The following is a 22,463-nucleotide window of genomic DNA, read 5'->3' on the forward strand; positions in this document are numbered from 1 at the left end:
GCCGGCGCGACACCGGCCACTCCCCGGTCAGGGTGTTCGGTCGTCATCTGAGCGTCTCCCTAAGTATCGAGATCCGCCGATAAATTTACAGTCCCCGAAACAACGGTGACAGCCAGCCGGGGGCTTCCGGCTGGTCACCACCGCTGTCTCGGGACTCGTGAGACAGCGGTGGCAGCCAGCCGGACCAGAGGGGTGGGCGGGGGCCTGCCGAGGTGCGGCTCGGGGTGGGTGGGTCAGGTCGGTGTTGGTGAACGTCGGCGGCGGCGCCGGGGCGGGTGGGGCTCGGTCAGCGGACCAGTTCGCGGCCGCCGGCGAGGGAGACGGTCTGGCCGTTGACGTGGCCGTTGGCTTGCGAGGCCAGGTAGGTGATGGTCTGCGCGACGTCTTCGGGGGTGCAGATGCGGCCGGTCGGGGTGCGGGCGGACTCGGCGGCGACGGCTTCCGGGCCGAGGAACGGGGCGGTCAGCGCACGGTCGGTGAGGGTGAATCCGGGGCGGACGACGTTGGTCAGGATGCCGTGCCGGGCTTCGCGGACGGCGAGGATGCGGGCGGCGGTCTCCAGGGCGCCTTTGGCGGTGGCGTAGGCGAGCGGGCCGGCCATCGGCTGGGCGACCACGTCGGTGGAGACGGCGACGATACGGCCCCAGCCGGCGGCGCGCATCGCGGGCAGGGCGGCGTCGATGAGGGCGAGCGGGCCGACGGTGTTGGCGTGCAGGGACGCGGTGAGGCCGGGGATCTCGGCGTCGTCGAAGGACGGCCACTGCACGGCGTTGGCGACGACGATCGTGGGCGGGCCGAGTTCATCGGTGATCTGTCGGAACACGTCGGGGGCGGTGTCCGGGGCGGTCTGGTCCCAGTGGACGGCGTAGGCCGTACCCCCGGAGCTGTTGATCTTCTCGGCGGTGTCGGCGGCGGCTGCGCCGTGGTGCCGGTAGGTGAGGGCGACGGCGGCGCCTTCGGCGGCGAGGCTGAGCGCGGCGGCGCGGCCGATGGCGCCCGAGGCGCCGGTGACCAGGACGGTACGGCCGTCGATTCCGGTGTTCACACGATCTCCTTAGTCGGCTATATATTAGCCGACTATGCATCTGCGGTGGGGTGCCCGTCAAGCCGTAGACTGCCCCGGTGGAACTCCCGGACGTGCTGGCCGTCAACAAGGCGCTGGTCAAGGTGGCCAAGCTCTATCGGGCCGCCCAGGCCGACACGCTGAGCGCCCTGGGCCTGCACCCCGGGCAGGACGTGCTGCTGTGGACGCTCGGCGGCGCACCCGACGGCATGCTGATCAGCGAGATCGCCGCCCAGCTCGGCGTCGAACAGCCCACCGTGACCCGCAGCCTCAGCCGCCTGGACCAGGGCGGCTGGTTCGTCCGCGAGCCGGTGCCCGGTGACCGGCGCGCCACCCTGGTCAGACTCACCGCCAAAGGCCGCGCGGTCATCCCGGCGGTGGAGGCGGCGTGGCGCACCCTGGCCGAGACGGCAACCGGCGGCATGACCGATTCGGATCAGGAGCGGCTGCTCGGCCTGCTGGAGACGGTCCGTACCAACCTCCTGACGGTGGCCACCGACACGGAGTGATCCTGCGGTTCGCGCCACTCTGCCCACAGTGACCACCGGCGCCGAGGATCCAGGCGCTCCGTCCTCGCTGCCCGGCTCGACCGGGCATGATCACCACATCCCGGCGTTCCCGTCATCGGCAGCCGCGCCGTTGACCCGGCCATCGATCTCGGCCGTCACGACCCGGTGACGCTGCTGGTCGACGCCGTCTCCTACCTGTTCTCGGTCGTCACCCTGGCCGCGATCAAGGCACCGGACACGCCCCCGCCCGGCGCCGACGGACACCCGGGGTTACGACGTCAGGTCACCGAGGGCTTCGCGGCCGTCCTCCGGCATCCCCTGCTGCGCACGATCTGCCTGGAGGCGTTCACCTACAACTTCTTCGTCCAGTTCGGTGAGACGCTCATCGTCCTCTATGCGCTGACCGTTCTGGATCTGAGCGCCGGGATGCTCGGCCTGGCCATCGGCATCGGCAGCCTCGGCGGGCTGGCCGGGGCGATCGTCGCACCCCGGGCGGTACGCCGGTTCGGTTTCGGGCGCACGTTCATCGCCGGCACCGCGCTGGGCTGCGCGGCCCCGGTGCTGGTGCCGCTCGCGTCCGGTCCGCCATTCGCCGCCGGCGCGACGATCGCCGCGTCGTACCTGGTCACCGGGTTCGGTGTGACGATCTCGGTGATCGGCTCGGTGACGCTGCGGCAGACCGTGGCGCCGGCGCACCTGCTGGGCCGGGTCAACGCGGTGATGCGGCTGGCGAGTTACGCGGCGGTGCCGCTGGGTGCGGCGGCGACCGGCCTGACGGCGGCCGCCGTCGGCGTCCGGACGGGTCTGTTCCTCGGCGCCGCGGGCCTGGCACTGCCGACGCTCATCCTGCTCTTCTCTCCGGTACGCCGCATGTCAACAACAGATTGACATATAAAGCACTGGTACGCGTTGACCTGCCCGAATACACCTCCCTAACGTGAGCCACTCCAACTCAACTCGAGGAGAGTGGCGTGGCAGGGTTGACCCGCGTGGCACACAGCCGCAACGCGACGGCCTATCTCGCGGCCGTGCTCGTGTCGAGCTTCGGCACCAGCGCCATGATGCTGGCCGCCGGCATCTGGGTGATGACACTGACCGGATCCAGCAGCCTGGCCGCCTGGGTCGGCTTCCTGCTGTGGGCACCGACCCTGGCCGGCCCGCTGATCGGCGCGGTCGTCGACCGGACGCCACACCGCCGCCAGGTGATGATCGCGGCGCACACCGTCATGGGCCTGCTCCTGCTACTGCTGTTGCTGGTCGACGACCGTACCGATGTGTGGCTGATCTTCGCCGTCATGCTCGCCTACGGCGTCAGCTTCGTGGTCCTCGACGCCGCCGAGACCGCGGTACTGCCGGCCGCGATCCCCGCCGACCTGCTCGGCGACGTCAACGGCCTGCGCATGTCGGCGTCCGAAGGCATGAAACTGGCCGCCCCACTCGTCGGCGCCGGCCTGTTCACCTGGCTCGGCGGCGCCAGCGTCGCCCTCCTCGACGCCGTCACGTTCTTCGCCGCCGCCGCGCTGTGCCTGCTCATCCGGCCCGGCCCGATCGCCGGCGAACCCGAGACGGCACCCTGGCGCGCCCGGATCGCCGACGGAGCCCGCCTGCTGTGGGGCCACCGCGAACTGCGCCGCATCGTCCTGTGCGCGGCGGCGGTCATGGCCGTCGCCGGCCTCGCCGGCACCACGATCTACGCGGTCGTCGACGAGGGACTCCAGCGCGCCCCCGCGGTCGTCGGCGTGCTGTCGGCGGTGCAGGGCGCCGGCTCGGTCGCCGGTGGGTTCCTGGCCGGGCCGCTGCTGCGCCGGATCCGCCCGCACGTGTTCGCCGGTGCCGGCATCGCCGTCTTCGGGATCGGCACACTGCTGCGCGCGACACCGTCGCCGGCCGCGGTCGCCGTGTCCAGTCTGCTGGCCGGGATCGCGCTGCCCTGGGTGCTGATCACCGTCGCCACCCGGGTACAGAGCGACATTCCCGCGGCCTACCTCGGCCGGGTCTCCGGCACGGTCGCCCTCCTCACGTTCGCACCCGGCGCCATCGGCCAGGCCGCCGGAGCCTCCCTGCTCGCCGTCGCCGACTACCGCCTGATCCTCACCGCCGGAGCCGTCGCCGCCGCCGTGACCGCGGCCCTCTGCCTGCGCCCCCCTCACCCCCGAGCCCGCCTCTCGTACGCTTCCCGGCCCCGGCAACACCGAGGGGTCCGATCCGGGACCCGTTGGTAGGGTTCCATGATCGACGGAGGGGGCGCGGTGTGGTGACGTTGAAGCCGGTGGCACAGGTACTCGGCGGCCGCGAGGAGGTCGTCGACGACGCCTGGGATGCCGTCACGGCCGTGATCCGGCTGGACGGCACACAGTTCGAACCGCAGGCCCTGGCCGGGCTGGACGCGTTCTCGCATCTCGAAGTGGTGTTCCACTTCGACCGGGTGCCGCTGGAGAAGATCGAGACCGGCGCCCGGCATCCACGGGGCAACACCGACTGGCCGCTGGTCGGCATCTTCGCCCAGCGCGGCAAGAACCGTCCCAACCGCCTCGGTGTCTCCCGCTGCCGTCTGCACCGCGTCGACGGCCTCGACCTGCACGTCAGCGGCCTTGACGCGGTGGCCGGCACACCCGTCCTGGACATCAAGCCCTACATGGCCGAGTTCGGGCCACGCGGCGACGTCCACCAGCCGGCCTGGTCCACCGAGATCATGCGCGACTACTACTGATCCGACCGAGCCACCCGGCCCCCGAGGTCATCGCGAGACGATCTTCTACGGCCGGTCCTGACCGCTGTCTCCCCGCGCTCGAGACAGCGGTCACGACCAGCCGGCACTCACCGCCGCCTCGACGCGCCCGACCGCCGGCAGTGACGACAGGAGAAGCCCCGGGGCGGGACGGGGAGCGCCGGTTCACGGGGTCTCGGCGTCCAGCGTGGAGATGCGGCGTACCGGGGAGGCCAGCAACCAGAAGGCGGCGCAGACACCGGCCGTCCCGGCGAGGGCCAGGGTGGGACGCAGACCGATGGCCGTGCCGAGCCAGCCGCCGATCAGTGCGCCCAGCGGACGGCTGCCGTAGTTGACCGTGCTGTAGGCACCGGCGATCCGGGCACGGGCGTGGTCCGGCGTCACCGTGGTGATCAAGGCGTTGAGGTTGATGTCCATCAGCATCACGCCGGCGCTGGACACGAACTCGGCCGCGGCCAGCAGCGCCACCTTCGCCGGCACCGTGCCGCCGGCCAGCGCCATCAGGGCCAGCGGGGCGGGAAACAACACGACACCGATGATCGCGGTACGGCCCAGACCGATCGCCCGCGTCACCCGTGGGGCCAGGGCCGCACCGGCCACACCGCCCACCGCACCGGCACCGAACGCGATACCGATGGCGCCGGCGGACAGGCCGAGTTCCCGGCTGGCGAACAGGATCACCAGCGTCCCGGCGATGAACGTGAACAGGTTGACAGTCGTGGTGCAGGCGAGGACGGCCCGCAGCACCCGGTGCCGCAGCAGGAGCGCGAGACCTTCGCGGATCCGCCGGAACGCCCCGAGCTCAGGCGACGTGCCGGCCGGGTCCGGCGACGTGGACGGAGAGGCGGCGTCGGGGATGCGGTGCAGCAGCAGGGCCGAACCGAGGAACGACAGTGCGTCGGCGACCAGGGCGACCGGAGCGGTCAGCACCTGGATGAGGGCGCCACCGACGGCGGGTCCGGCCACGAAGGACCCGGCACGGCTCAGGCTGAGCTTGCTGTTGGCGTCCACGTAGCTGTGGCTCGGCACCAGCGTCACGAAGAACGACGGATACGCCATGCTGAACAACAGCGCCCCGACCCCGGTGAGCAGGGCCACGGCGAACAGGTGCGGCAGGGTGACCAGGTCCAGCAGGTAGGCGACGGGCACGGTGAGCAGGACCACCGCCCGGATCAGGTCGGCGATGATCAGCAGACGCCGCCGGTGGCGGTACCGGTCGACCCAGGCGCCGACGAAGACACCGAACAGGTACGGCAGCCAGATCAGCGCGGTCAGCAGGCCCACCTCGCCGGGTGACGCGGCGAGCATCGTGACGGCCAGCAGCGGCAGGGCGATCTCGCTGATCCGGTCGCCGAACTGGGAGATGGTCTGCGCGTACCAGAATCCCCGGAAGCGACGGCTCGACCACGCCGTCGGCGTCGCCGGGGCGGTGGCGGTCACGGCTGCTGCTCGTCGTGTTCCGGCAGGACGTAACGCAGGACCCGCACACCGCGGGCGTCGGCGGGACGGTCCGCGGCGTCGCGTCGCACATACGGCGCCATCAGCGCCTCGACCGCCTCCTGCAACCGCCGCAGCTCGTCGGCGGTGACGACGAGCCGGGTGTCGGCGAAGTCGGCCAGGCGCCGCCACGCGCCGTCCAGGTGCGGCTCCTCGTGCATCAGCCAGTGCTGCGGGAACTCGGCGGCGCGGGCGAACATCTCGCCCTGCAGCAGACGGGCCGCGTCCTGCCCCTCGGCGTCCTCCGGCATCGTGAAACGGAACCCCTTGGCGGCCGCCTGCCACCAGCGCTCGCGTTTACCGGTGGCACCGTCCCAGTCGACGACCAGCCCGAACGAGGCCAGGTGCCGGGCGTGCCAGCTGACCACCGACGGGGTGGCGCCGACGTGTGCGGACAGCTGGGTGGCGGTGGCCGGCCCGTGCCGTTGCAGCCGGTTGAGGATCGCGAGCCGCACCGGGTGGGCCAGCGCCCGCAGGGCCTGCGGGTCACTGATCTCCAGGTCCCCGTACGGATTAGTGAGAGACATCTTTCGAAAGTACCCTCTCACGTTGTCGCGTCAAGCCCTCCCGCAAGGTCGCCGGGCATCGGCTGTTCAGCCGATACACCCATCAGCCTGACGGACGCATGGGCGGCTCGTTCGGGAATACGAGGCTGGCACCGGCCCGCGCCGCCTACGATTTGAGCGCTGGCTCCCCGCCATTCCTGGACTCACTTCAGTGAGACCATTTCACCAATTCACGGCGGGCCATATCGTGCACGAGTTCGCTGGTCAAAGCCCCTAAGAAGGTCAGACCATTGAGGATTCGGAAACAAACTCGATAACCCGATTAATGCCAGCACAGCCACAAATCCAGGTAATACTGATGAGGCCGGTCCGGCGTGGACCGATTCCCATCACACCAATTCGGAGGTAGATCCTCATGTCTCTGCTCACCCTTCCCCGTACCGCCGGCGCAGCCGCACTGGCCGCCGCGGGACTCGCCGTCTGCCTGCCCGCCCCGGCGACCGCACAGCCCGCACTGACCGGAGACCGCAGCGTCGCCGTGACCGTGCGCAACCACACCGACCTGCGCCTCAGCCTCTCCGACAAGGACATCGTCGAAGGCGACTGGACGACCGCACCGCCGAAGGCCATCAAGCGCCTGGCGGTCGCCAAGTTCGGCTCCGAATCGATCGAGGACCAGGGCGGCACCGAGGCCACCGTCACCTTCAGCACCACCTACGGCGAAGTCGAGTTCTACTGGCGCAACCCGTGGTCGCGCGACAACGAATTCACCTGCGACGCCCCCGAAGAACTGGAATGTGAGGTCGTCGGCGGCGGGCTCGGCACCCACCCGAAGGTCACCTTCAACGTCCGCGACGCTTTCTGACCGGCACCCGGATCAGCGCACCAGGAGCGGCAGCGTCCGCTGCCAGTCGACGGTCTGCCGCTCCCACGCCGCGGCGAGCGCGATCAGCGCATAATCGTCATGATTGCGGCCGATGATCTGAAGACCGATCGGCAGACCCGCGGACCCGAAACCGGCCGGCACCGCCACCACCGGCGCATTGATCAGCGTCGCGATCGTCGCCACCTCCATCCACCGGTGGTACGTCGGCATCACCGTGTCCCCGATCCTGCCCGGCCAGTGCCGGGCGGCATCGAACGGCCACACCTGCGCGGTCGGCAGAACCGCGAAGTCGTAACGTCGGAACAACCGCCGGAACCCCTCATAGAGGCCGCCGCGCAACGCCGCACCCTCGGCGATGTCCACCGCCGACAGCCCGGCCAGACCCTCGTACTCGTAGCGGGCCTCCGGTTTCAGCAGAGCGCGCCAGGCGGGCACGTCATGGAACACCTTGACGGCCTGCCCGGCGAGCTGACGCCGCAGGGTGATCCACGCCGGCCACAGGCTCTCGTTGCCGGTGAAAGCACCCGCGGACGGCAGATCGTCGACCGTGTCGACGATCATGCCCAAGGCGGTGAAACGGTCCAGTGCCGCCGTAGTGACCTCCAGGACCTCCGGCTCCATCGGAAGGTAACCACCGAGGTCACCGAACCAGGCGATCCGCGCGCCCCGCAACGACGGCCGGCGCTCCTGATCACCGTGCAGGGACAGTGGGGCCCGGTCGTCGTAGCCGGCCATGGTGCGCAACAGCAGCTCCAGGTCGGACGCGGTACGCGCGATCGGGCCCTGCACCGCACCCTGCGCCGCGAACGGATCCCCACCGGCCGACGGCACCCGGCCGAACGACGGCCGCAGACCGTACACATTGTTCCAGCCCGGCGGATTACGCAACGAGCCCATGAAGTCGCTGCCGTCGGCGACCGGCACCATCCGCAGCGCCACGGCCACCGCGGCGCCGCCACTGCTGCCACCGGCCGACCTGGACAGATCGTAGGCGTTGCGGGTCGTACCGAAGACGTCGTTGTAGGTGTGTGAACCCAGCCCCAGCTGCGGCGTGTTCGTCTTGCCGATGAAGATCGCCCCGGCGGCACGGATCCGCTCGACGAACAGTGCGTCCGCGGTGGCCGCCGGCGCCGAGCGGATCAGGCCGTGACTGGTCGGCAGACCCGCGACATCGGCGAGATCCTTCACCGCATGCGGAAAACCGTGCATCCAGCCCTGGTACGGCGTGCGGTCCCGCTCCGCGGCCTCGGCCAGCAACTCCGCCCGCGGCCGCATCGACACGATCGCGTTGACCTGTGGATTGACCCGCTCCATGTGGTCCAGGTAGGCGGTCATCACCTCGACACAGCCGACCTCACGGGAACGGATCGCCGCGGACAGCTCGGCCGCGCTCCACCGCACGATCGCCGGATCCATGACCCGCAGGCTAACGCCCGGCGTCCCGCACCGGTCGTAACCGGCTGGTCACCGGTCGCCTAATGCCCGGCGGCCCGGCGCCGGTCGCCCCCGCTGGTCGCCGTCGTCCCCGGCTGGTCGCCGGTCGTCTCCGGCTGGTCGCCGGTCGTCCCCGGCTGGTTGTCACCGCTGTCTCGGCGCGCCTGAGACAGCGGTGAGGACCAGCCGGGTTTTTGGCGGGCCGAGGGCGGGACCGGGTGTGGGGTCGGGTCGGTGTGGAGGCCTTTTGCGTGGGTGCGGGGCGACACCGTGCGTACAGCATCCTAGGAACCTCGTTTGGTGGCTGCGGTAACGTCGCCGGAATGCGGATCAAGATCGGGCGCCCGGATCTCGGCGGCTACGCCGGGCGTTTCGACCTTCCGCCCGCGGCGGGGCCGTTCGGGGTCACCTTCTTCGGGGTGGCGGGGCTGCTGTTCACCGACGGGACGGACGCGGTGATGACCGACGGGTTCTTCTCGCGGCCGTCGCTGCTGCGGGTCGCGCTGGGCCGGATCGCTCCGGACGGCAGGCGGATCGACGCCGGGCTGGAACGCCTGGGGCACGGGTCGCGGCTGCACGCCGTCGCGGCGGTGCACACGCATTTCGACCACGTCCTGGACTCCCCCACGGTGGCGTTGCGGACCGGGGCGGCGCTGGTCGGCGGGGCGTCGGCGGCGAACGTCGGACGCGGCGCCGGGCTGGCCGAGGACCGCCTCCACGTGGTCGTCCCGGGCGAGCCGCGACGGTACGGCGCGTTCACGCTGACGTTCGTGGAGTCCGCGCACTGCCCGCCGGACCGGTTCCCGGGGGTGATCAGCGCGCCGGTGGTGCCGCCGGTGCGGGCGTCGGCCTACCGGTGCGGCGAGGCGTGGTCGATCCTGGCCGGGCACGACGGCGGGCGGACCGCGCTGGTGCAGGGCAGTGCGGGGTTCGTGCCGGGGGCGCTCGACGGCCGGGAAGCGGACGTCGCCTTCATCGGCGTCGGCGGGCTCGGTGGGTGCGGTGAGGCCTACCTCCGCGACTATTGGCGGCATACGGTACGGGCGGTCGGTGCCCGCCGGGTGGTGCTGATCCACTGGGACGACTTCTTCCGTCCGCTGGACCGGCCGCTGCGGGCTCTGCCGTATGCCGGTGACGACCTCGACCTGACCATGCGGGTGCTCGGCGGACTCGCCGGCCGCGACGGCGTCGGCCTGCACCTGCCCACCCTGTGGCGGCGCTCGGACCCGTGGGAGGCGGCATGCGGTTCGAGCAGCTGGAGTACCTGACGGCGGTGATCCAGCACGGGTCGCTGCGCCGGGCCGGTGAGCGGTTGCACGTGTCGCAGTCGGCGCTCAGTGAGGCGATCAGCGCGCTGGAACGGGAGCTGGGCGTGCCGTTGCTGGAGCGGCACCGGTCGGGGGCGCGGGTCAGCCGGGAGGGCCGGGATCTGCTGCCGGTGATGACCGAGATCCTGGCCGGGGTGGCGCGGTTGAAGGCGGCGGCCCGCGACCACGCGCGCACGATCCGGGTCGGCACGGTGAACGCGGGGACGTCGTCGCTGCTGGTCCCGGCGGTGCGGGAGTTCGGCGCCGGGCATCCGAGCACGACCGTGGACGTGGCGACACTGTTGCAGGCCGAGATCCAGGAACGGCTGATCGAGGGGCGGCTGGACGTCGGGGTGATCAACGTGTTTCCGGGGGACGATCTGCCGGCCGCACTGGAGGGCACGGTGCTGCTGCGTGGCGTACCGAAGGTGTGCTGCCGCACCGATGATCCGCTGGCCGCGCAGCCCGCGGTGAGTGTCGCGGACCTGCGCGCGCGGCCGTTCGTGGCGATGCGCCCGGGTTACCTGATGCACCGGCTGGCGCAGCGGCTGTTCGGGGACGCTCCCCCGCCGGAGACGTTCTCGACCGACGGCGCGGAGATGGGCAAGACGCTGGTGGCGACCGGGACCGGGCCGACGATCCTGCCGGACTACAGCATCGTCGGTGATCCTCTGGAGACGGCCGGGGTGATCACCGCGCGCCCACTGGCCGAGGAGGTGCCGCCGGTGATGATGCTGCTGGTCCGGCGACGTTTCGACCGGGTACCGCCGGCCATCGCGGACTTCGAGGAGACGATCGTGCGGCTGGCGCGTTCGGTGTAGCCGATGGGGTGTTCGGCGTCTCCGGTCACGCCGGCGCTTGCATAACCCACAAAGTCTAGCGAACCTATAGAGTATGGCTCTGAAGTTCCACTGGTTCCTGCCCACCAACGGCGGCGACGGCCGGCATGTCGTCGGCGGCGGCCACGGCCTCGCGCCCGGCGGCTCCGGCCGGCCCGCCGACGTCGCCTACCTGACCCAGGTCGCCCGCGCCGCCGAGGACAACGGTTTCACCGCCGCGCTCACCCCCACCGGCGCCTGGTGCGAGGACGCCTGGCTGAGCACGGCGATGCTCAGCCAGACCTCTCAGCGCCTGAAGTTCCTGGTCGCGTTCCGGCCCGGCCTGGTCTCGCCGTTCCTGGCGGCACAGATGGCCGGCACCTTCCAGAACATGACCGAGGGCCGCCTGCTGCTCAACGTGGTCACCGGCGGCGAGAGCCACGAGCAGCGGATGTACGGCGACCACCTGGACAAGGACGCCCGCTACGCCCGGTGCGACGAGTTCCTGCAGATCGTGCGCCGGCTGTGGGCGGGCGAGACCGTCGACTTCCACGGCGAGCACCTGCACGTCGACGCCGCCACCCTCGGGCAGATCCCGGATCCGGTCCCGGAGATCTACTTCGGCGGCTCCTCCCCGGCCGCGGGCATCGTCGCCGCCAGGCACGCCGACGTCTACCTGACCTGGGGCGAGCCGCCGGCGGCGGTGGCCGAGAAGATCGCGTGGATCCGTGGCCTCGCCGCGGAACAGGGCCGAACCATCCGGTTCGGCATCCGCATGCACACCATCACCCGCGACACCGCCGACGAGGCCTGGGCCGAGGCCGGCCGGCTGCTGGCCGGCATCGACCCGGCGACGATCGCCAAGGTCCAGCAGGGACTGCGGCTGTCGGAGTCGGAGGGACAGCGGCGGATGCTCGACCTGCACCGGGGCCGCACCGACGATCTGGAGATCCACCCGAACGTGTGGGCCGGTGTCGGCCTGGTCCGCGGCGGCGCCGGGACCGCGCTGGTCGGCAGCCACGAGCAGGTCGCCGACCGGATCGCCGAGTACGCGTCGCTCGGCATCGAGGAGTTCGTGCTCTCGGCCTACCCGCACCTGGAGGGCGCGTACTGGTTCGGCGAGGGCGTGCTGCCGATCCTGGCCGAGCGCGGCCTGTGGAAGGACGAGCGGCCACGCCGGCGGCAGCACACGACGATGCCGTTCGCGACCGCGGGACGAGCCGTGCGCTGATGGGATCGTTCGCCACGAACCAGGACCTCGATCCGGTACGCCTCCGTCAGGCGTTCGGGGTCTTCCCCAGTGGAGTGGTCGCCGTGGCGGCGTCCGTCGACGGGACGCTGGTGGGCCTGGCCGCCAGCTCGTTCACCTCGGTCAGCCTCGACCCGCCGCTGGTGTCGGTGTCGATCGCGAACACCTCCAGGACCTGGCCGGACCTGCGGCGTGCCGAGCACCTGGGCGTGACCGTGCTGGCCGCCCACCACGGCGAGCTGTGCCGGCGGCTGGCCGGGCCGGTCGGGCACCGCTTCGACGAGGCGGCCGTGTCGGTCACCGGCACCGGGGCGGTCACCGTCGACGACGGGCTGGCCCGCTTCGACTGCTCGATCTACCGCGAGGTGGAGGCCGGCGACCACACCGTCGTGCTCCTGCGGCTGCACGCCGTGGACCACAGCGCCGATCAGTCCGGCGGACCGCTGGTGTTCCACCGGTCCGGCTTCGGGCGGCTTTCCCCGTACCTGCAGAAAGAGGAGATCCGATGATGCCCACCTCCCGCCGTCGTCTTCTGATCGGCGCCGCGGGCGCCGCCTTCCTCGCCGGCTGCGGCGGCAACGACGCCGGATCCGGCGGCGGATCCGGGAGACTGCGCATCGGCTACCAGCGGTTCGGGGGCCTGAGCCTGTCCAAGGCGCGCGGGGACGCCGCCGACGCGCAATGGTCACTGTTCGAGAGCGGGCCGGCGCTGACCGAGGCGCTCAAGGCCGGCGCGATCGACATCGGCCAGACCGGTGAGGCACCACCGATCTTCGCGGCCGCCGGCAAGATCGATTTCCGGATCATCGGTACCAGCGAACCGGTCCCCCAAGGTGAGGCGGTACTGGTCAAGGCCGCCAACGGCTTCAAGACGTTCGCCGACCTGAAAGGGCGGACGGTCGCGCTGAACAAGGGCTCGAACGTCAACTGGCTGCTTGTGAAACTCCTCGAACAGGCGAATCTCAGCATCACCGACATCAACGTCAAATACCTGAAGCCCGCCGAGGGCCGCCCCGCCTTCGACTCCGGCCAGGTCGACGCGTGGATCATCTGGGACCCGTATTTCGCGCTCGCCGAACAACCCGGGGTGCAGGTTCTCGCCGACGCCACCGGACTGGCGAACAACCGCGAGTACCTGCTCGCCGCGCCGGACGCCGTCACCGGCAAGACCGCCCTGATCAAGGACTTCCTCACCAGCTACCGGGCGACCACCGACTGGGGCATCGCCCACCCGGCCGAACGCGCCAAGATCCTCGCGCCGGAGTTGAAGATCGACGAGCCGACCACCACCCGCGCGCTGGCCCGCAGCGCCAAACCGCTCGCCCCGATCACCCGGGAAATCGGCGCCGAACTGCAGACGATCGCCGACGGGTTCACGAAGCTGGCGCTGATCCCCGGGCAGATCGACATCGCGTCCCGCATCGACGAGCAGTTCAACCAGGCGTTCCTGTGACCACGACGGCCACTGCCCCGGTCCTCGGGACACCGGCGCCGGCGAAGCGACGGCGGTCCCGGGGGCCGCGCCGCTGGTACCGGCTGATCAGCCCGCTCACGTTGCTCGTGCTCTGGGAGACCGCCGCGCGTACCGGCCTGCTGCCCGAGGCGAAGGTGCCGGCGCCCAGCCTGGTCGCCGAGACCGGCCTGCGGCTCGCCGTCGACGGCTCACTGTGGGAGCACCTGCTCGACTCGCTGACCCGGGCCGCGATCGGGCTGGTGATCGGCGGGACCCTGGCCGTGGCGCTGGCCGCCACGGCCGCCCTGCTGCGCATCGGTGACAACACCATCGACCCGCCGGTGCAGATGGCCCGGATGCTGCCGCACCTCGGCCTGGTACCGCTGCTGATCATCTGGGTCGGCATCGGCGAGGAACTGAAGATCAGCCTGGTGGCACTGGGCGCCTTCTTCCCGCTGTACTTCAACACCTATGCCGGCATCCGCGACATCGACCAGCGGCTGGTGGAGGCCGCCCGCACGTGCGGGCTCAACCAGTGGCAGCGACTGCGGCACGTGGTGCTGCCCGGCGCGCTGCCGTCGCTGTTCCTGGGGCTGCGGCTGGCGATCGGCGCCGGCTGGCTCAGCCTGGTCGTCGGCGAACAGGTCAACGCCCAGACCGGCATCGGCTTCCTGATGATGGAGGCCCGTGAGTTCGCCCAGACCGACGTCGTCGTGTTCGGGCTCCTCGTCTACGCCGGGCTCGGCCTGCTCTCGGACACGCTCATCCGGATCGCGGAACGGAGGACCCTCGCATGGCGACGCGGCCTACAGGCGACCTGATCGTCGAGGTCACCGGCCTGCGCCGGGCCTTCGGCGACACGACGGTGCTCGACGGGGCCGACCTGACGGTCCGGCGGGGCGAGGTGGTCGCGCTCCTCGGTGGCAGCGGATCGGGCAAGAGTACGCTGCTGCGCGCCCTCGCCGGACTCGACGCCGACGCGACCGGCCACATCACCGTGCCCGCCCACTACGGTGTGGTCTTCCAGGAGCATCGCCTGCTGCCGTGGAAGCGGGTCGCCGACAACGTGGCGCTCGGCCTGACCGGCGCCGACCCCCGGGGGCGGGCGCTCGCCGCCCTGACCGAGGTGGGCCTCGGCGACCGGGGCGGAGCCTGGCCGGCCGAACTGTCCGGCGGACAGGCCCAGCGGGTCGCGGTGGCGCGGGCGCTGGTCCGGGAGCCGGAACTGCTGCTGCTCGACGAACCGTTCGGCGCACTCGACGCGCTGACCCGGCTGCGGATGCAGCGGCTGCTGGTACGGCTGCGGGAACGGCACGGTTTCGCCGCACTGCTGGTCACCCACGACGTCGACGAGGCTCTCCTGCTCGCCGACCGGGCGCTGGTGCTGGAGGGCGGCCGCATCGCCGAGGAGATCCCGATCGGCCTGCCCAAACCCCGCCACCAGGACGACCCCGGCTTCGGCGGACTGCGGCGGCACCTGCTCGACCGGCTGGGGGTGCCCGTCGTCTGACGCCCGACCTGAGATTTCGGCTTAGTGGCGGCGCTCACATGCCGAAGATTCCGGTGTGATGGGTCTGAACCGGCTGAGCATCAAACTGCGCCTGATCGTCTGCGTCGTACTGATCGCCGGGGTGTCGCTGGTGATCGTCGCCACCGTCATCACCCGGCGTAACCTCTCCGAGGCCCGGGACACCGGGTTCGCGTACGCCCAGGAGATCGCCGCCCGCAACGCCGCCGAACTACAGGTGCAGCTGATGACGGCGCTCGGCAGTGCCCGCGACCTCAGCGGCACGATGGCCGCCGAGTCCTCCGCCGGCGCCGACCGGGGCACGGCCAACACGCTGCTGCGTACGCTGCTCGACCGGCACCCCCGCTACTTCGGGGTGTGGGCCGCGTGGGAGCCGAACGCGTTCGACGGGCGGGACGCCCGGTTCCGCGGCAGCGACGCCCGGCACGACACCACCGGCCGGTTCGTGCCGTACTGGTACCGCGACGGGGACACGATCACGTCGACGGCGCTCACCTCGTACACCGAGGAGGGGGACGGCGACTACTACCTGATCGCGCAGACCAGTGGCCGGGAGAAGGTCATGGAGCCGTACGCGTACCAGGTCGGCGACAAGAGCGTGCTGATGACCTCGCTCGCCGTCCCGATCCTCGCCGGGGACAAGGCCGTCGGCGTGGCCGGTATCGACATCACCCTGGACGCCGTCGCCGAGGCCCTCGCCCGGATCAAACCGTTCGGCACCGGCAACGCCATCCTGGTCAGCGCCGGTGGGCTGCTCGTCGGCGGCGGCGATCCGGCCCAGGCCGGAAAGCCCGCCGACCCGGCCGCGGCCCGGCTCGCCCAGGACGCCCTCACGCAGGGCTCCCCCGCCCGGCGCCTGATCGACGGCGACGACGAGCAGGTGCAGATCGCCGCGCCGCTGCCTCTGGGCGAGACCGACACGTGGTCACTCATCGTCACCGTGCCGACCGCGACGATCCTCGAAGGTGCGCACCGGTCGCTGGAGATCAGCCTGTGGATCACGGCGGTGGTACTGCTCGTCGCCGCCGCGATCGCCCTGGTGGTGGCCCGCGGCGTGGTCCGGCCCATCGAGCGGCTCCGCGACCGGATGGCGGAGATCGCCGACGGCGACGGCGATCTGACCCAGCGGGCGACGGTACGCGGCAACGACGAGGCCGGGCAGCTGGCGGCCGCGTTCAACCGGTTCGTGGAGAAGGTCGCCGGCACCGTCCGCGGGATCGCCGGATCCGCCGCCGACGTGCGGGCCGCCGCCGACCGGCTCGCCGACGGCACCCATCAGCTGAGTGCGAACGTCGTGCATGTCTCCGACAGTCTGGGCACCGCCGCCGAGGCCACCCGGACCGTCAACGAGAGCGTGCAGTCGGTCGCCGCCGGTGCCGAGCAGATGAACGCGGCCATCGCCGAGATCGCCGGCAGCGCCGCGCAGGCCGCCCGGGTCGCCAACGACGCCCGCACCGTCGCCGAGAGCACCAACGGCCAGGTCGCCCAGCTCGGCACGGCGACCGAGGAGATCGGCGACGTGGTCCGGCTGATCACCAGCATCGCCGAGCAGACCAACCTGCTGGCTCTCAACGCCACCATCGAGGCCGCCCGCGCCGGCGAGATGGGCAAGGGCTTCGCCGTCGTCGCCGGCGAGGTCAAGGAACTGGCCCAGCAGACCGCCCAGGCGACCGAGGAGATCACCGGCCGGATCACCGCGATCCAGGCGATCAGCACGTCGTCGGCCACCGCGATCAACGAGATCGTGCAGGTCATCTCCACGATCGGCGACTACACGACGTCGATCGCGTCGGCCGTGGAGGAACAGACCGCCACCACCCAGGAGATGAGCCGCAGCGTGTCCGAGGCGGCCGGCAACACCGGCCTGGTCACCGGCGCGATCTCCGACGTCGCCGAGGCGGCCCGCAGCGCCTCCGCGAACGCGCGCAGCGGCCAGGAGGCCGTCGCCGACCTGAACCGGCTGTCCGCCGAGATGACGACGATCGTCAACAACTTCCGCTACTGAAGCCTCATCCGCCGCGGGTGATCCGCGGCCGGCGCCGGGCTGGAACTCTGGCCGGCATGAACGGATGGTTGATGTGGGGACTGTTCCTGCCCGTACTCCTGGTGGTCGCCGGCATCGTCGTACTGCTGCGCCGCCGCAACGGCCGCCGCTGACGACGTCGACCCGGGTGGCCGGCACGCCCGGTCATCCGGCGGGCAACCGGCGGGCGTAGTGGTCGGCGATCGCGGCGAACGCGGCCTTCGGCTCCCACGGCAGGCCCGGGTACGTGTCACCGGTGCGGCCCTCGAGGACCTTGACGATGCCGGGACTGGCCAGGTCGAGGTCGTCGCGGGGATCACCGCCGGGCCGGTGCGGGAAGTCGTCGAGGGCGAACAGGTACGCGAAGGTGCTGTCCACCCCTTCGCTGTCGAAGATCTCGAGCAGCTCACGGAAGTAGGCCGCCTGCCCGGCCTCGTCACGTTCGTAATGGCCGTCGAGGCGCAGCGGCACACCGGTGCCCGGGTCGTACTCGACGATCTCCATGCTGCGCGGTGCCACGTCACCCGAACCGCGCCACGCCGTGGTGCCGAACCGGTGACGGCGACCGGCTTCGCCCGGGCGGTCAGTCCGCGGACGGCCTCGCGGAAGTGCCCGGCGACCTCGGCGCTGCGGATCAGCTCCAGGGTCACGATGTCGAACAGGTCCCAGTCGACGTCCTCGAACGGGATGGCGGCGTAGGTGACCCGGCCGTGGAACCGCTCGCGGATCGCCGGGACGGCGTCGCGCAGGAAGCGGTCGAGGCGGGTGCGGGCCTCGGCGGTCCGGCCGGCGAACAGCTGGGCGAGCCGGTCGCCGAGCCGGTCACCGTCGACGAATCCCCGGTTCATCAGGCTCAGCTCGACGCCGGCGACGAAGACGACCTCGGCGCCGGCCGCGCGTAGCTCTTCGGCCCGCCCGGCGCAGTCGAGGAACAGGTCGAGGATCTGCCCGGGGGTGAGATCGATCGGGTAGGGCGAGAACCACACCTCCAGGCCGAGGCCGACGGCGATGTGGGCGGCGGCCGCCAGTCGCCCGGCGTCGCCGCCGACCAGGTGGACGGCGTCGCAGTGCAGGTCGTCGCGGATGACGGTCAGCTCCCGCCGGACCCGGTCGAGATCGAGCGGCGTCGTGGGGGTGAGGAATCCGGTGTTGTAGGCGATGCCGTGAGCGCGCATGCCGTCACCGTAGCAAAATATTGCGTGCACGCAATTTTGCGTGCACGCATGCGGCTGGCAGACTGGCACCATGACCGGTTTGCGGGAGCGCAAGAAACAGGCCACCCGGGAGGCACTCCAGGCCGCGGCCCTACGGCTCGCGCTCGAACGCGGACCCGGCAACGTCCGGGTCGAGGAGATCGCCGAGGCAGCCGGCGTCTCCCCGCGGACGTACAACAACTACTTCTCCAGCCGGGAGCAGGCGATCGTCGCCGCGGTCGCCGCGGACCGCGCGGCCCATCTCGCCGGCGCGGTGACCGGCCGGCCCGCCGGGATCCGCCTCGGCGAGGCGGTGATCGACGCGGTCGTGGCGTCGTACCACGATCCGGAGGACGATGAGCAGGGCGCCCTGCTGATGATCGCCACCAGTCCCGCCCTGCGGGCCTGCTACGTCGACACGGTCACCACGATCGAGGGCCCGCTCGCCGGGGCCGTCGTCGCCCGGCATCCCGGCATCGACCCGGTGACCGCCCGGGTCCTGGCGGCAGCCGTCGGCGCGGCCGCACGGATCGCACTCCAGCAGTGGCTGCACGGCACGACCACGCCGCCGTCGATGCCCGGCTTCGTCGTCCCGTCGGGCTCCCTGCCGGATCTGGTCCGCACCGCGCTGACCCCGCTCGCACCCGCACTCGACGCCGCCGCGGCATGAAACGTCCCCGGCCGGCTCCCCGGGCGCCGGCCGACCCCCCGGGCGATGCAGCCGGCCATCGGCCCACCACCACAGCGGAGCGCGTGACGACGGGCTCCGCCATCCAGTCATGGCCGACGCCCCGCGTGGCAACGGATACCCGAACAGACCCGTGACCTCAGCGCTCCGTTGTTACCGGGGGCCGGCACGCCGGATCAGGAGACCCGTGTGCGCAGCTCGGCGACCCCGTCGCCGGAGAGGTCGCCTAGGGCGGCGTGCCGCCCGGTCAGCCCGAGCATGAGCGCCTCGCCGGTCCCGCGGACCAGCGGGCCGGTCCCGGACGCCCAGTCCAGGTCGGTCGCCTCGAACCGCAGCCCGGCCGGCCGCCGTCTCGGCACGAACCCGACCGCCCTGCCGCCGACCAGGAAGTCCAGCGAGACCCGCAGCCGGTCGCCCCGCAGATCGTGCGGCAGCCCCAGCGGCCGGCGGATGTCCTGCCCGTGGACCTGAAGATCGGTGAGCTGCCCGGCGTGACCCACGATCGGCGGGCGGAACGGGTTCTCGGCGTGCGCGCGCAGCATCCCGGCCAGCTCACCGGCCGGGCGGTGCGCCATCCGGGCGGCCAGCCGGGCGTTGGCCCGGTGGATGTTGAAGCCGCTGCGCACCAGGAGCAGGAGCGCCGGCCCGTTGGCGGCGGCGACGGCCGCGACCAGATGCCCGACGACCTCCTTGACCGTCCACGCGTCGCACAGACTGCGGGTCGCAAGCTGCGCGGGGGTCAGCGATTCGACGAGATCGGCCAGCCGGCGGCGTTCATCAGCGATCATCCCCATGAGATCCATATCGGACATCGTCGCATCCGGTCAGCCGGGCCAGCCGGTCGTGGTCGGCCGGATGGACTCGGGGACCCGGTCAGCCGGGCCACCCGGTCGTGGTCGGCCGGATGGACGCGCGGATCCGGTCGCAGAGCTGGGTCAGGTTCGCGCCGATCACCGGGCGGTGCCGCCAGCGGCGCAGGCCCCGGCCGACGGCGAAGAAGTAGCCGGGCGGCACCTCCAGGCCGGCCACACCGGTCGGGCCGGCGCCGGAGTAGCCGACCCGCCAGCCCGGCCACCGGGCCTCGGTGATCTCCCGGACCGCCGCGACCCGGGCGGCGTCGCGCTGGTCGAGCTGCCACATCAGGCCGTCCAGGTCGGCCGCGACCAGGCACGGCTCGTCGAGTTCCCAGTGCACGGCCCAGTAGTGACCGGCCGGGACGCGCAGGTCCGGCCGTACCGTCCGGGGCTGGATCGCGCGGTCGATCTGCCAGCCGGGGTGGCGGCGCTCGACGGCGAGCTGGGCGCGGAAGTCGTCGTCAGCGATCATGGCGGGACCACTTCAGGAACCGGTCGAACAGCACCGCGGGCAACTCGTGGCGCAGCGGGCCGGCGGCGTGCTCCAGTTCGGTCCAGAGCCGCATGCTCAGCTCTACCGCGTCCGGGGTGCTGCACCGCAGATGCTCGCGGGCCGGGTCGCACGGCCACGGCTTCTTGCAGGCCACACAGTCGTAGGTGGCCTGGTCCGGTTGATGGCCGGCGCCGTTCACGCGTCTTCCTCGTGCCACATGTCGCCCCCATCGAAGTCGGGTGCACCGGAGCGTCGTCGAATCCAGAGTGGCTGGGCCAACGTGAGGCGTCAATCTTATGTCGTAAGTTTTTGGTTCCCGATCGGGTGATGCCGGAACGCGTATCTCTTTCGGGGGAAATCATTGAAGTACGGGCGACACCGGACGAAGATGGCCGACGATCACATCTGCGTCGATGGAGGACAGCAGCATGCCGCGACCCATTGGCCCCACGATCCCGCGCTGGCAACTGGGCGAGCAGATGTCACAGCTGCGCAACGCCGCCCGCAAGTCGCAGCAGGACGCCTCCAGCCGCCTGGGTTGCTCGGTCAGCAAGATCCAGAAGATCGAGGGCGGCGAGGTGGGGATGAAGCAGGCCGAGCTGGAGGCCCTGCTCGAGCTGTACGGCGTCCCCGAACCGCTGCGCGCCCAGCTCCTCGAACTGCGCCGTCTGGGCGCCCAGCGCGGCTGGTGGTCGAAGTACGGGCAGGTGCCCACCCCGTTCGCGACGTTCCTCGGGCTGGAGTCCGCGGCCACGAAGATCAGGATCTTCGAGCCCCTGATGATCCACGGCCTGTTGCAGACCAAGGACTACGCGCACGCCCTCGCCGAGAGCCTCAATCCCGCGCTGTCCGACGCCGAGGTGGACAGGCAGGTACAGATCCGCCTGGAACGTCAGGAACGTGTCTTCGCGGAGGACCCACCGGAGATCTGGGTGGTCCTCGACGAGGCGGTGCTGCGCCGGCAGCTCGGCGGCCGGGACGTGATGTCGCGTCAGCTCGATCACCTGATGGCGCTGCCCAAACGGGTGACGGTTCAGGTCGTTCCGTTCACCAATGGCGGCTATCCGGGAACGTTGGGCGCCCTCACGTTATTCGAGTTCGCAGAGGATTTGCACACGCCGGTTGCGTATGTGGAGTCGCAGGCCGGAAACCTGTACCTCGAACGGGAAGATGATCTGGGACGGGCTAACCTTGCCCTTGACCACATCAACGCGGCGGCGCTCAGCAAGCAGCAATCCCGCGACCTGATCGCCACCGTTGCCCGCCAGTTCTTGGAGCAGTAGGAGCCACCTATGGACAAGTACGAGGTCAGCTTGACCGGCGCGGAGTGGCGCAAGTCCACCAAGTCGGGGAACAACGGTGGCTGCGTCGAATTCGCGCAGGTCGGCGCGTTCGTCGCCATCCGTGATTCCCGGAATCCGGAACGTGAACCCCTGATCTTCGATGCCAACGAGTGGGATTGTTTCCTCGACGGCGCCGGAAAGGGCGAGTTCCCGGTTCCGACCGCTTGAAATGTCACACAGCAACGGCCCGGTCACCCAAAAGGGATGATCGGGCCGTCACCTTTGGGAATGGTTAATTCAGGGCCTTCACCACCGGCTTCAAGAACGGCGCCCGGGGTCGAAGATCTCCTCGATGGTCATGCCGAAGACATCCGCGAGGGTGAACGCCAAGGGCAGGCTGGGGTCGTACTTCTCGGTCTCGATGGCGTTGATCGCCTGCCGCGAGACGCCGCACCGCCCGGCCAGGTCGGCCTGACTCCACCGCCGGGCCGCCCGCAGCTCGCGGAGCCGGTTCCTCATCGGTTGAAGCGGGTCCGCAGGTCGGCGGTCATGTGCCAGACCCCCATCCCGCCGATGATGATCAGCTGGGTGACCTGGTGCAGCCGGATCACCCCCGCCGCGTCGAGCACGGCCGCCACCTGCAACGCCACGAGGACCACCGCGAACGCGACGGCCATGCTCTCCAGCTGGATCTTGCGGAGGTATTCGTCGGCGCGCCGGAACGCCCGCAGCAGGACCCAGGCCATGCCGAGCGCGAACGCCACGGTGGCCGCGATCCACCAGGCCTTCTGCCCGGGGGTCTGCTCCGGGCTGCTGCCGAGCGCCAGGGCCACCCCGCCGAGGATGACCACGGGCAGTCCGTCGATGAGGACGACGCGGCGGGCCGCCCGGCCCTCATGGTCACGCTGTGCCTGTTCAGCCATGGAACAAAAGTAAAGTGAACCTTCCATC

At 71.1% G+C, this 22,463-nt stretch carries 27 protein-coding genes; 17 read left to right on the top strand and 10 right to left on the bottom strand.

Annotated elements, in window-relative coordinates; translation table 11 throughout:
- Nucleotides 1-286 precede the first annotated feature (286 nt).
- Nucleotides 287-1,045: an SDR family NAD(P)-dependent oxidoreductase gene (locus BC793_RS46485; RefSeq protein ID WP_109603065.1), complete on the bottom strand. Its 759-nt coding sequence runs from the start codon at nt 1,043-1,045 to the stop codon at nt 287-289.
- A gap of 77 nt (nt 1,046-1,122) precedes the next feature.
- Between BC793_RS46485 and BC793_RS46490 the strand changes: the two genes are divergently transcribed.
- The 4 genes from BC793_RS46490 (at nt 1,123) to BC793_RS46505 (ending at nt 4,282) form a co-directional block, all read left to right on the top strand.
- Nucleotides 1,123-1,572: a MarR family winged helix-turn-helix transcriptional regulator gene (locus tag BC793_RS46490; protein WP_109603066.1), complete on the top strand. Its 450-nt coding sequence runs from the start codon at nt 1,123-1,125 to the stop codon at nt 1,570-1,572.
- Between the two features lie 165 nt (nt 1,573-1,737).
- Nucleotides 1,738-2,460 carry an MFS transporter gene (locus BC793_RS46495; RefSeq protein ID WP_158319576.1) on the top strand — a complete coding sequence of 241 codons (723 nt, stop codon included), beginning with the start codon at nt 1,738-1,740 and terminating at the stop codon, nt 2,458-2,460.
- An 83-nt stretch (nt 2,461-2,543) separates the two neighbouring features.
- A complete protein-coding gene (locus BC793_RS46500; RefSeq protein ID WP_203896656.1) occupies nt 2,544-3,794 on the top strand; it encodes an MFS transporter in 1,251 nt (416 codons plus the stop codon).
- Nucleotides 3,795-3,841: 47 nt separating this feature from the next.
- Nucleotides 3,842-4,282, top strand: coding sequence for an SAM-dependent methyltransferase (locus BC793_RS46505; protein WP_239170733.1), 441 nt, complete (start codon nt 3,842-3,844; stop codon nt 4,280-4,282).
- A gap of 183 nt (nt 4,283-4,465) precedes the next feature.
- Here the strand turns inward: BC793_RS46505 and BC793_RS46510 are convergent, their stop codons facing one another.
- On the bottom strand, nt 4,466-5,740 hold the full coding sequence (locus tag BC793_RS46510) for an MFS transporter (RefSeq protein WP_109603068.1): 1,275 nt from the start codon (nt 5,738-5,740) through the stop codon (nt 4,466-4,468).
- A complete protein-coding gene (locus BC793_RS46515) occupies nt 5,737-6,324 on the bottom strand; it encodes an ArsR/SmtB family transcription factor (RefSeq protein WP_109603069.1) in 588 nt (195 codons plus the stop codon). Before BC793_RS46515 ends, BC793_RS46510 begins: the two co-directional genes overlap by 4 nt.
- Nucleotides 6,325-6,718: 394 nt before the next feature.
- Between BC793_RS46515 and BC793_RS46520 the strand changes: the two genes are divergently transcribed.
- Complete coding sequence (locus BC793_RS46520; protein WP_109603070.1) at nt 6,719-7,168, top strand: hypothetical protein; 450 nt, start codon at nt 6,719-6,721, stop codon at nt 7,166-7,168.
- A gap of 12 nt (nt 7,169-7,180) precedes the next feature.
- Here BC793_RS46520 and BC793_RS46525 read toward each other — a convergent pair whose 3' ends face one another.
- Entirely contained in the window at nt 7,181-8,605 is a 1,425-nt protein-coding gene (locus BC793_RS46525) for an amidase (RefSeq protein ID WP_109603071.1), read from the bottom strand.
- A 341-nt stretch (nt 8,606-8,946) separates the two neighbouring features.
- Between BC793_RS46525 and BC793_RS46530 the strand changes: the two genes are divergently transcribed.
- The 8 genes from BC793_RS46530 (at nt 8,947) to BC793_RS46565 (ending at nt 16,983) form a co-directional block, all read left to right on the top strand.
- The gene (locus BC793_RS46530) at nt 8,947-9,891 is read left to right on the top strand and encodes an MBL fold metallo-hydrolase (protein WP_109603072.1); all 945 of its coding nucleotides are present in this window, start codon (nt 8,947-8,949) and stop codon (nt 9,889-9,891) included.
- Nucleotides 9,864-10,751, top strand: a complete 888-nt coding sequence (locus BC793_RS46535) for a LysR family transcriptional regulator (RefSeq protein WP_109603073.1) — start codon at nt 9,864-9,866, stop codon at nt 10,749-10,751. Before BC793_RS46530 ends, BC793_RS46535 begins: the two co-directional genes overlap by 28 nt.
- Nucleotides 10,752-10,824: 73 nt before the next feature.
- Complete coding sequence (locus BC793_RS46540) at nt 10,825-11,979, top strand: LLM class flavin-dependent oxidoreductase (protein ID WP_109603074.1); 1,155 nt, start codon at nt 10,825-10,827, stop codon at nt 11,977-11,979.
- Nucleotides 11,979-12,506 carry a flavin reductase family protein gene (locus tag BC793_RS46545; RefSeq protein WP_109603075.1) on the top strand — a complete coding sequence of 176 codons (528 nt, stop codon included), beginning with the start codon at nt 11,979-11,981 and terminating at the stop codon, nt 12,504-12,506. Before BC793_RS46540 ends, BC793_RS46545 begins: the two co-directional genes overlap by 1 nt.
- Nucleotides 12,503-13,450: an aliphatic sulfonate ABC transporter substrate-binding protein gene (locus BC793_RS46550; protein WP_109603076.1), complete on the top strand. Its 948-nt coding sequence runs from the start codon at nt 12,503-12,505 to the stop codon at nt 13,448-13,450. The genes BC793_RS46545 and BC793_RS46550 overlap by 4 nt, the downstream gene beginning before the upstream one ends.
- Complete coding sequence (locus tag BC793_RS46555; protein WP_109603077.1) at nt 13,447-14,271, top strand: ABC transporter permease; 825 nt, start codon at nt 13,447-13,449, stop codon at nt 14,269-14,271. The genes BC793_RS46550 and BC793_RS46555 overlap by 4 nt, the downstream gene beginning before the upstream one ends.
- Nucleotides 14,244-14,960 (top strand): ABC transporter ATP-binding protein, encoded by a 717-nt coding sequence (locus BC793_RS46560; RefSeq protein ID WP_109603078.1) that lies wholly within the window; start codon nt 14,244-14,246, stop codon nt 14,958-14,960. Before BC793_RS46555 ends, BC793_RS46560 begins: the two co-directional genes overlap by 28 nt.
- 58 nt (nt 14,961-15,018) lie before the next feature.
- Nucleotides 15,019-16,983 (top strand): methyl-accepting chemotaxis protein, encoded by a 1,965-nt coding sequence (locus tag BC793_RS46565; protein WP_109603079.1) that lies wholly within the window; start codon nt 15,019-15,021, stop codon nt 16,981-16,983.
- A 183-nt stretch (nt 16,984-17,166) separates the two neighbouring features.
- On the opposite strand, the gene BC793_RS52085 is transcribed toward BC793_RS46565, so the two are convergent.
- Nucleotides 17,167-17,520, bottom strand: coding sequence for a hypothetical protein (locus BC793_RS52085; RefSeq protein WP_239170734.1), 354 nt, complete (start codon nt 17,518-17,520; stop codon nt 17,167-17,169).
- Nucleotides 17,521-17,609: 89 nt separating this feature from the next.
- Here BC793_RS52085 and BC793_RS52090 point away from each other — a divergent pair, with 89 nt between their 5' ends.
- Together BC793_RS52090 and BC793_RS46575 are read left to right on the top strand one after the other, a co-directional pair.
- Nucleotides 17,610-17,903 (top strand): hypothetical protein, encoded by a 294-nt coding sequence (locus BC793_RS52090; RefSeq protein ID WP_239170735.1) that lies wholly within the window; start codon nt 17,610-17,612, stop codon nt 17,901-17,903.
- Nucleotides 17,904-18,246: 343 nt separating this feature from the next.
- Nucleotides 18,247-18,864 (top strand): TetR/AcrR family transcriptional regulator, encoded by a 618-nt coding sequence (locus BC793_RS46575; protein ID WP_109603080.1) that lies wholly within the window; start codon nt 18,247-18,249, stop codon nt 18,862-18,864.
- Between the two features lie 194 nt (nt 18,865-19,058).
- Here BC793_RS46575 and BC793_RS46580 read toward each other — a convergent pair whose 3' ends face one another.
- From BC793_RS46580 to BC793_RS46590, 3 genes are all read right to left on the bottom strand, one after another.
- Entirely contained in the window at nt 19,059-19,685 is a 627-nt protein-coding gene (locus BC793_RS46580; RefSeq protein ID WP_158319577.1) for a maleylpyruvate isomerase family mycothiol-dependent enzyme, read from the bottom strand.
- A 70-nt stretch (nt 19,686-19,755) separates the two neighbouring features.
- A complete protein-coding gene (locus tag BC793_RS46585; protein WP_109603082.1) occupies nt 19,756-20,208 on the bottom strand; it encodes a hypothetical protein in 453 nt (150 codons plus the stop codon).
- Nucleotides 20,198-20,428, bottom strand: a complete 231-nt coding sequence (locus tag BC793_RS46590; RefSeq protein ID WP_109603083.1) for a hypothetical protein — start codon at nt 20,426-20,428, stop codon at nt 20,198-20,200. Before BC793_RS46590 ends, BC793_RS46585 begins: the two co-directional genes overlap by 11 nt.
- 214 nt (nt 20,429-20,642) lie before the next feature.
- Between BC793_RS46590 and BC793_RS46595 the strand changes: the two genes are divergently transcribed.
- Together BC793_RS46595 and BC793_RS46600 are read left to right on the top strand one after the other, a co-directional pair.
- Nucleotides 20,643-21,512 (top strand): helix-turn-helix domain-containing protein, encoded by an 870-nt coding sequence (locus tag BC793_RS46595; protein WP_239170736.1) that lies wholly within the window; start codon nt 20,643-20,645, stop codon nt 21,510-21,512.
- 9 nt (nt 21,513-21,521) lie between these two features.
- Nucleotides 21,522-21,740 (top strand): DUF397 domain-containing protein, encoded by a 219-nt coding sequence (locus BC793_RS46600; RefSeq protein WP_109603084.1) that lies wholly within the window; start codon nt 21,522-21,524, stop codon nt 21,738-21,740.
- A gap of 90 nt (nt 21,741-21,830) precedes the next feature.
- Here the strand turns inward: BC793_RS46600 and BC793_RS46605 are convergent, their stop codons facing one another.
- Both BC793_RS46605 and BC793_RS46610 read right to left on the bottom strand, forming a co-directional pair.
- The gene (locus BC793_RS46605; protein ID WP_109603085.1) at nt 21,831-22,031 is read right to left on the bottom strand and encodes a helix-turn-helix transcriptional regulator; all 201 of its coding nucleotides are present in this window, start codon (nt 22,029-22,031) and stop codon (nt 21,831-21,833) included.
- Nucleotides 22,028-22,435, bottom strand: a complete 408-nt coding sequence (locus BC793_RS46610) for a hypothetical protein (RefSeq protein WP_109603086.1) — start codon at nt 22,433-22,435, stop codon at nt 22,028-22,030. The genes BC793_RS46605 and BC793_RS46610 overlap by 4 nt, the downstream gene beginning before the upstream one ends.
- Between the last annotated feature and the right edge of the window lie 28 nt (nt 22,436-22,463).

The organism is Actinoplanes xinjiangensis, from assembly GCF_003148685.1.
Classification (GTDB): domain Bacteria; phylum Actinomycetota; class Actinomycetes; order Mycobacteriales; family Micromonosporaceae; genus Actinoplanes; species Actinoplanes xinjiangensis.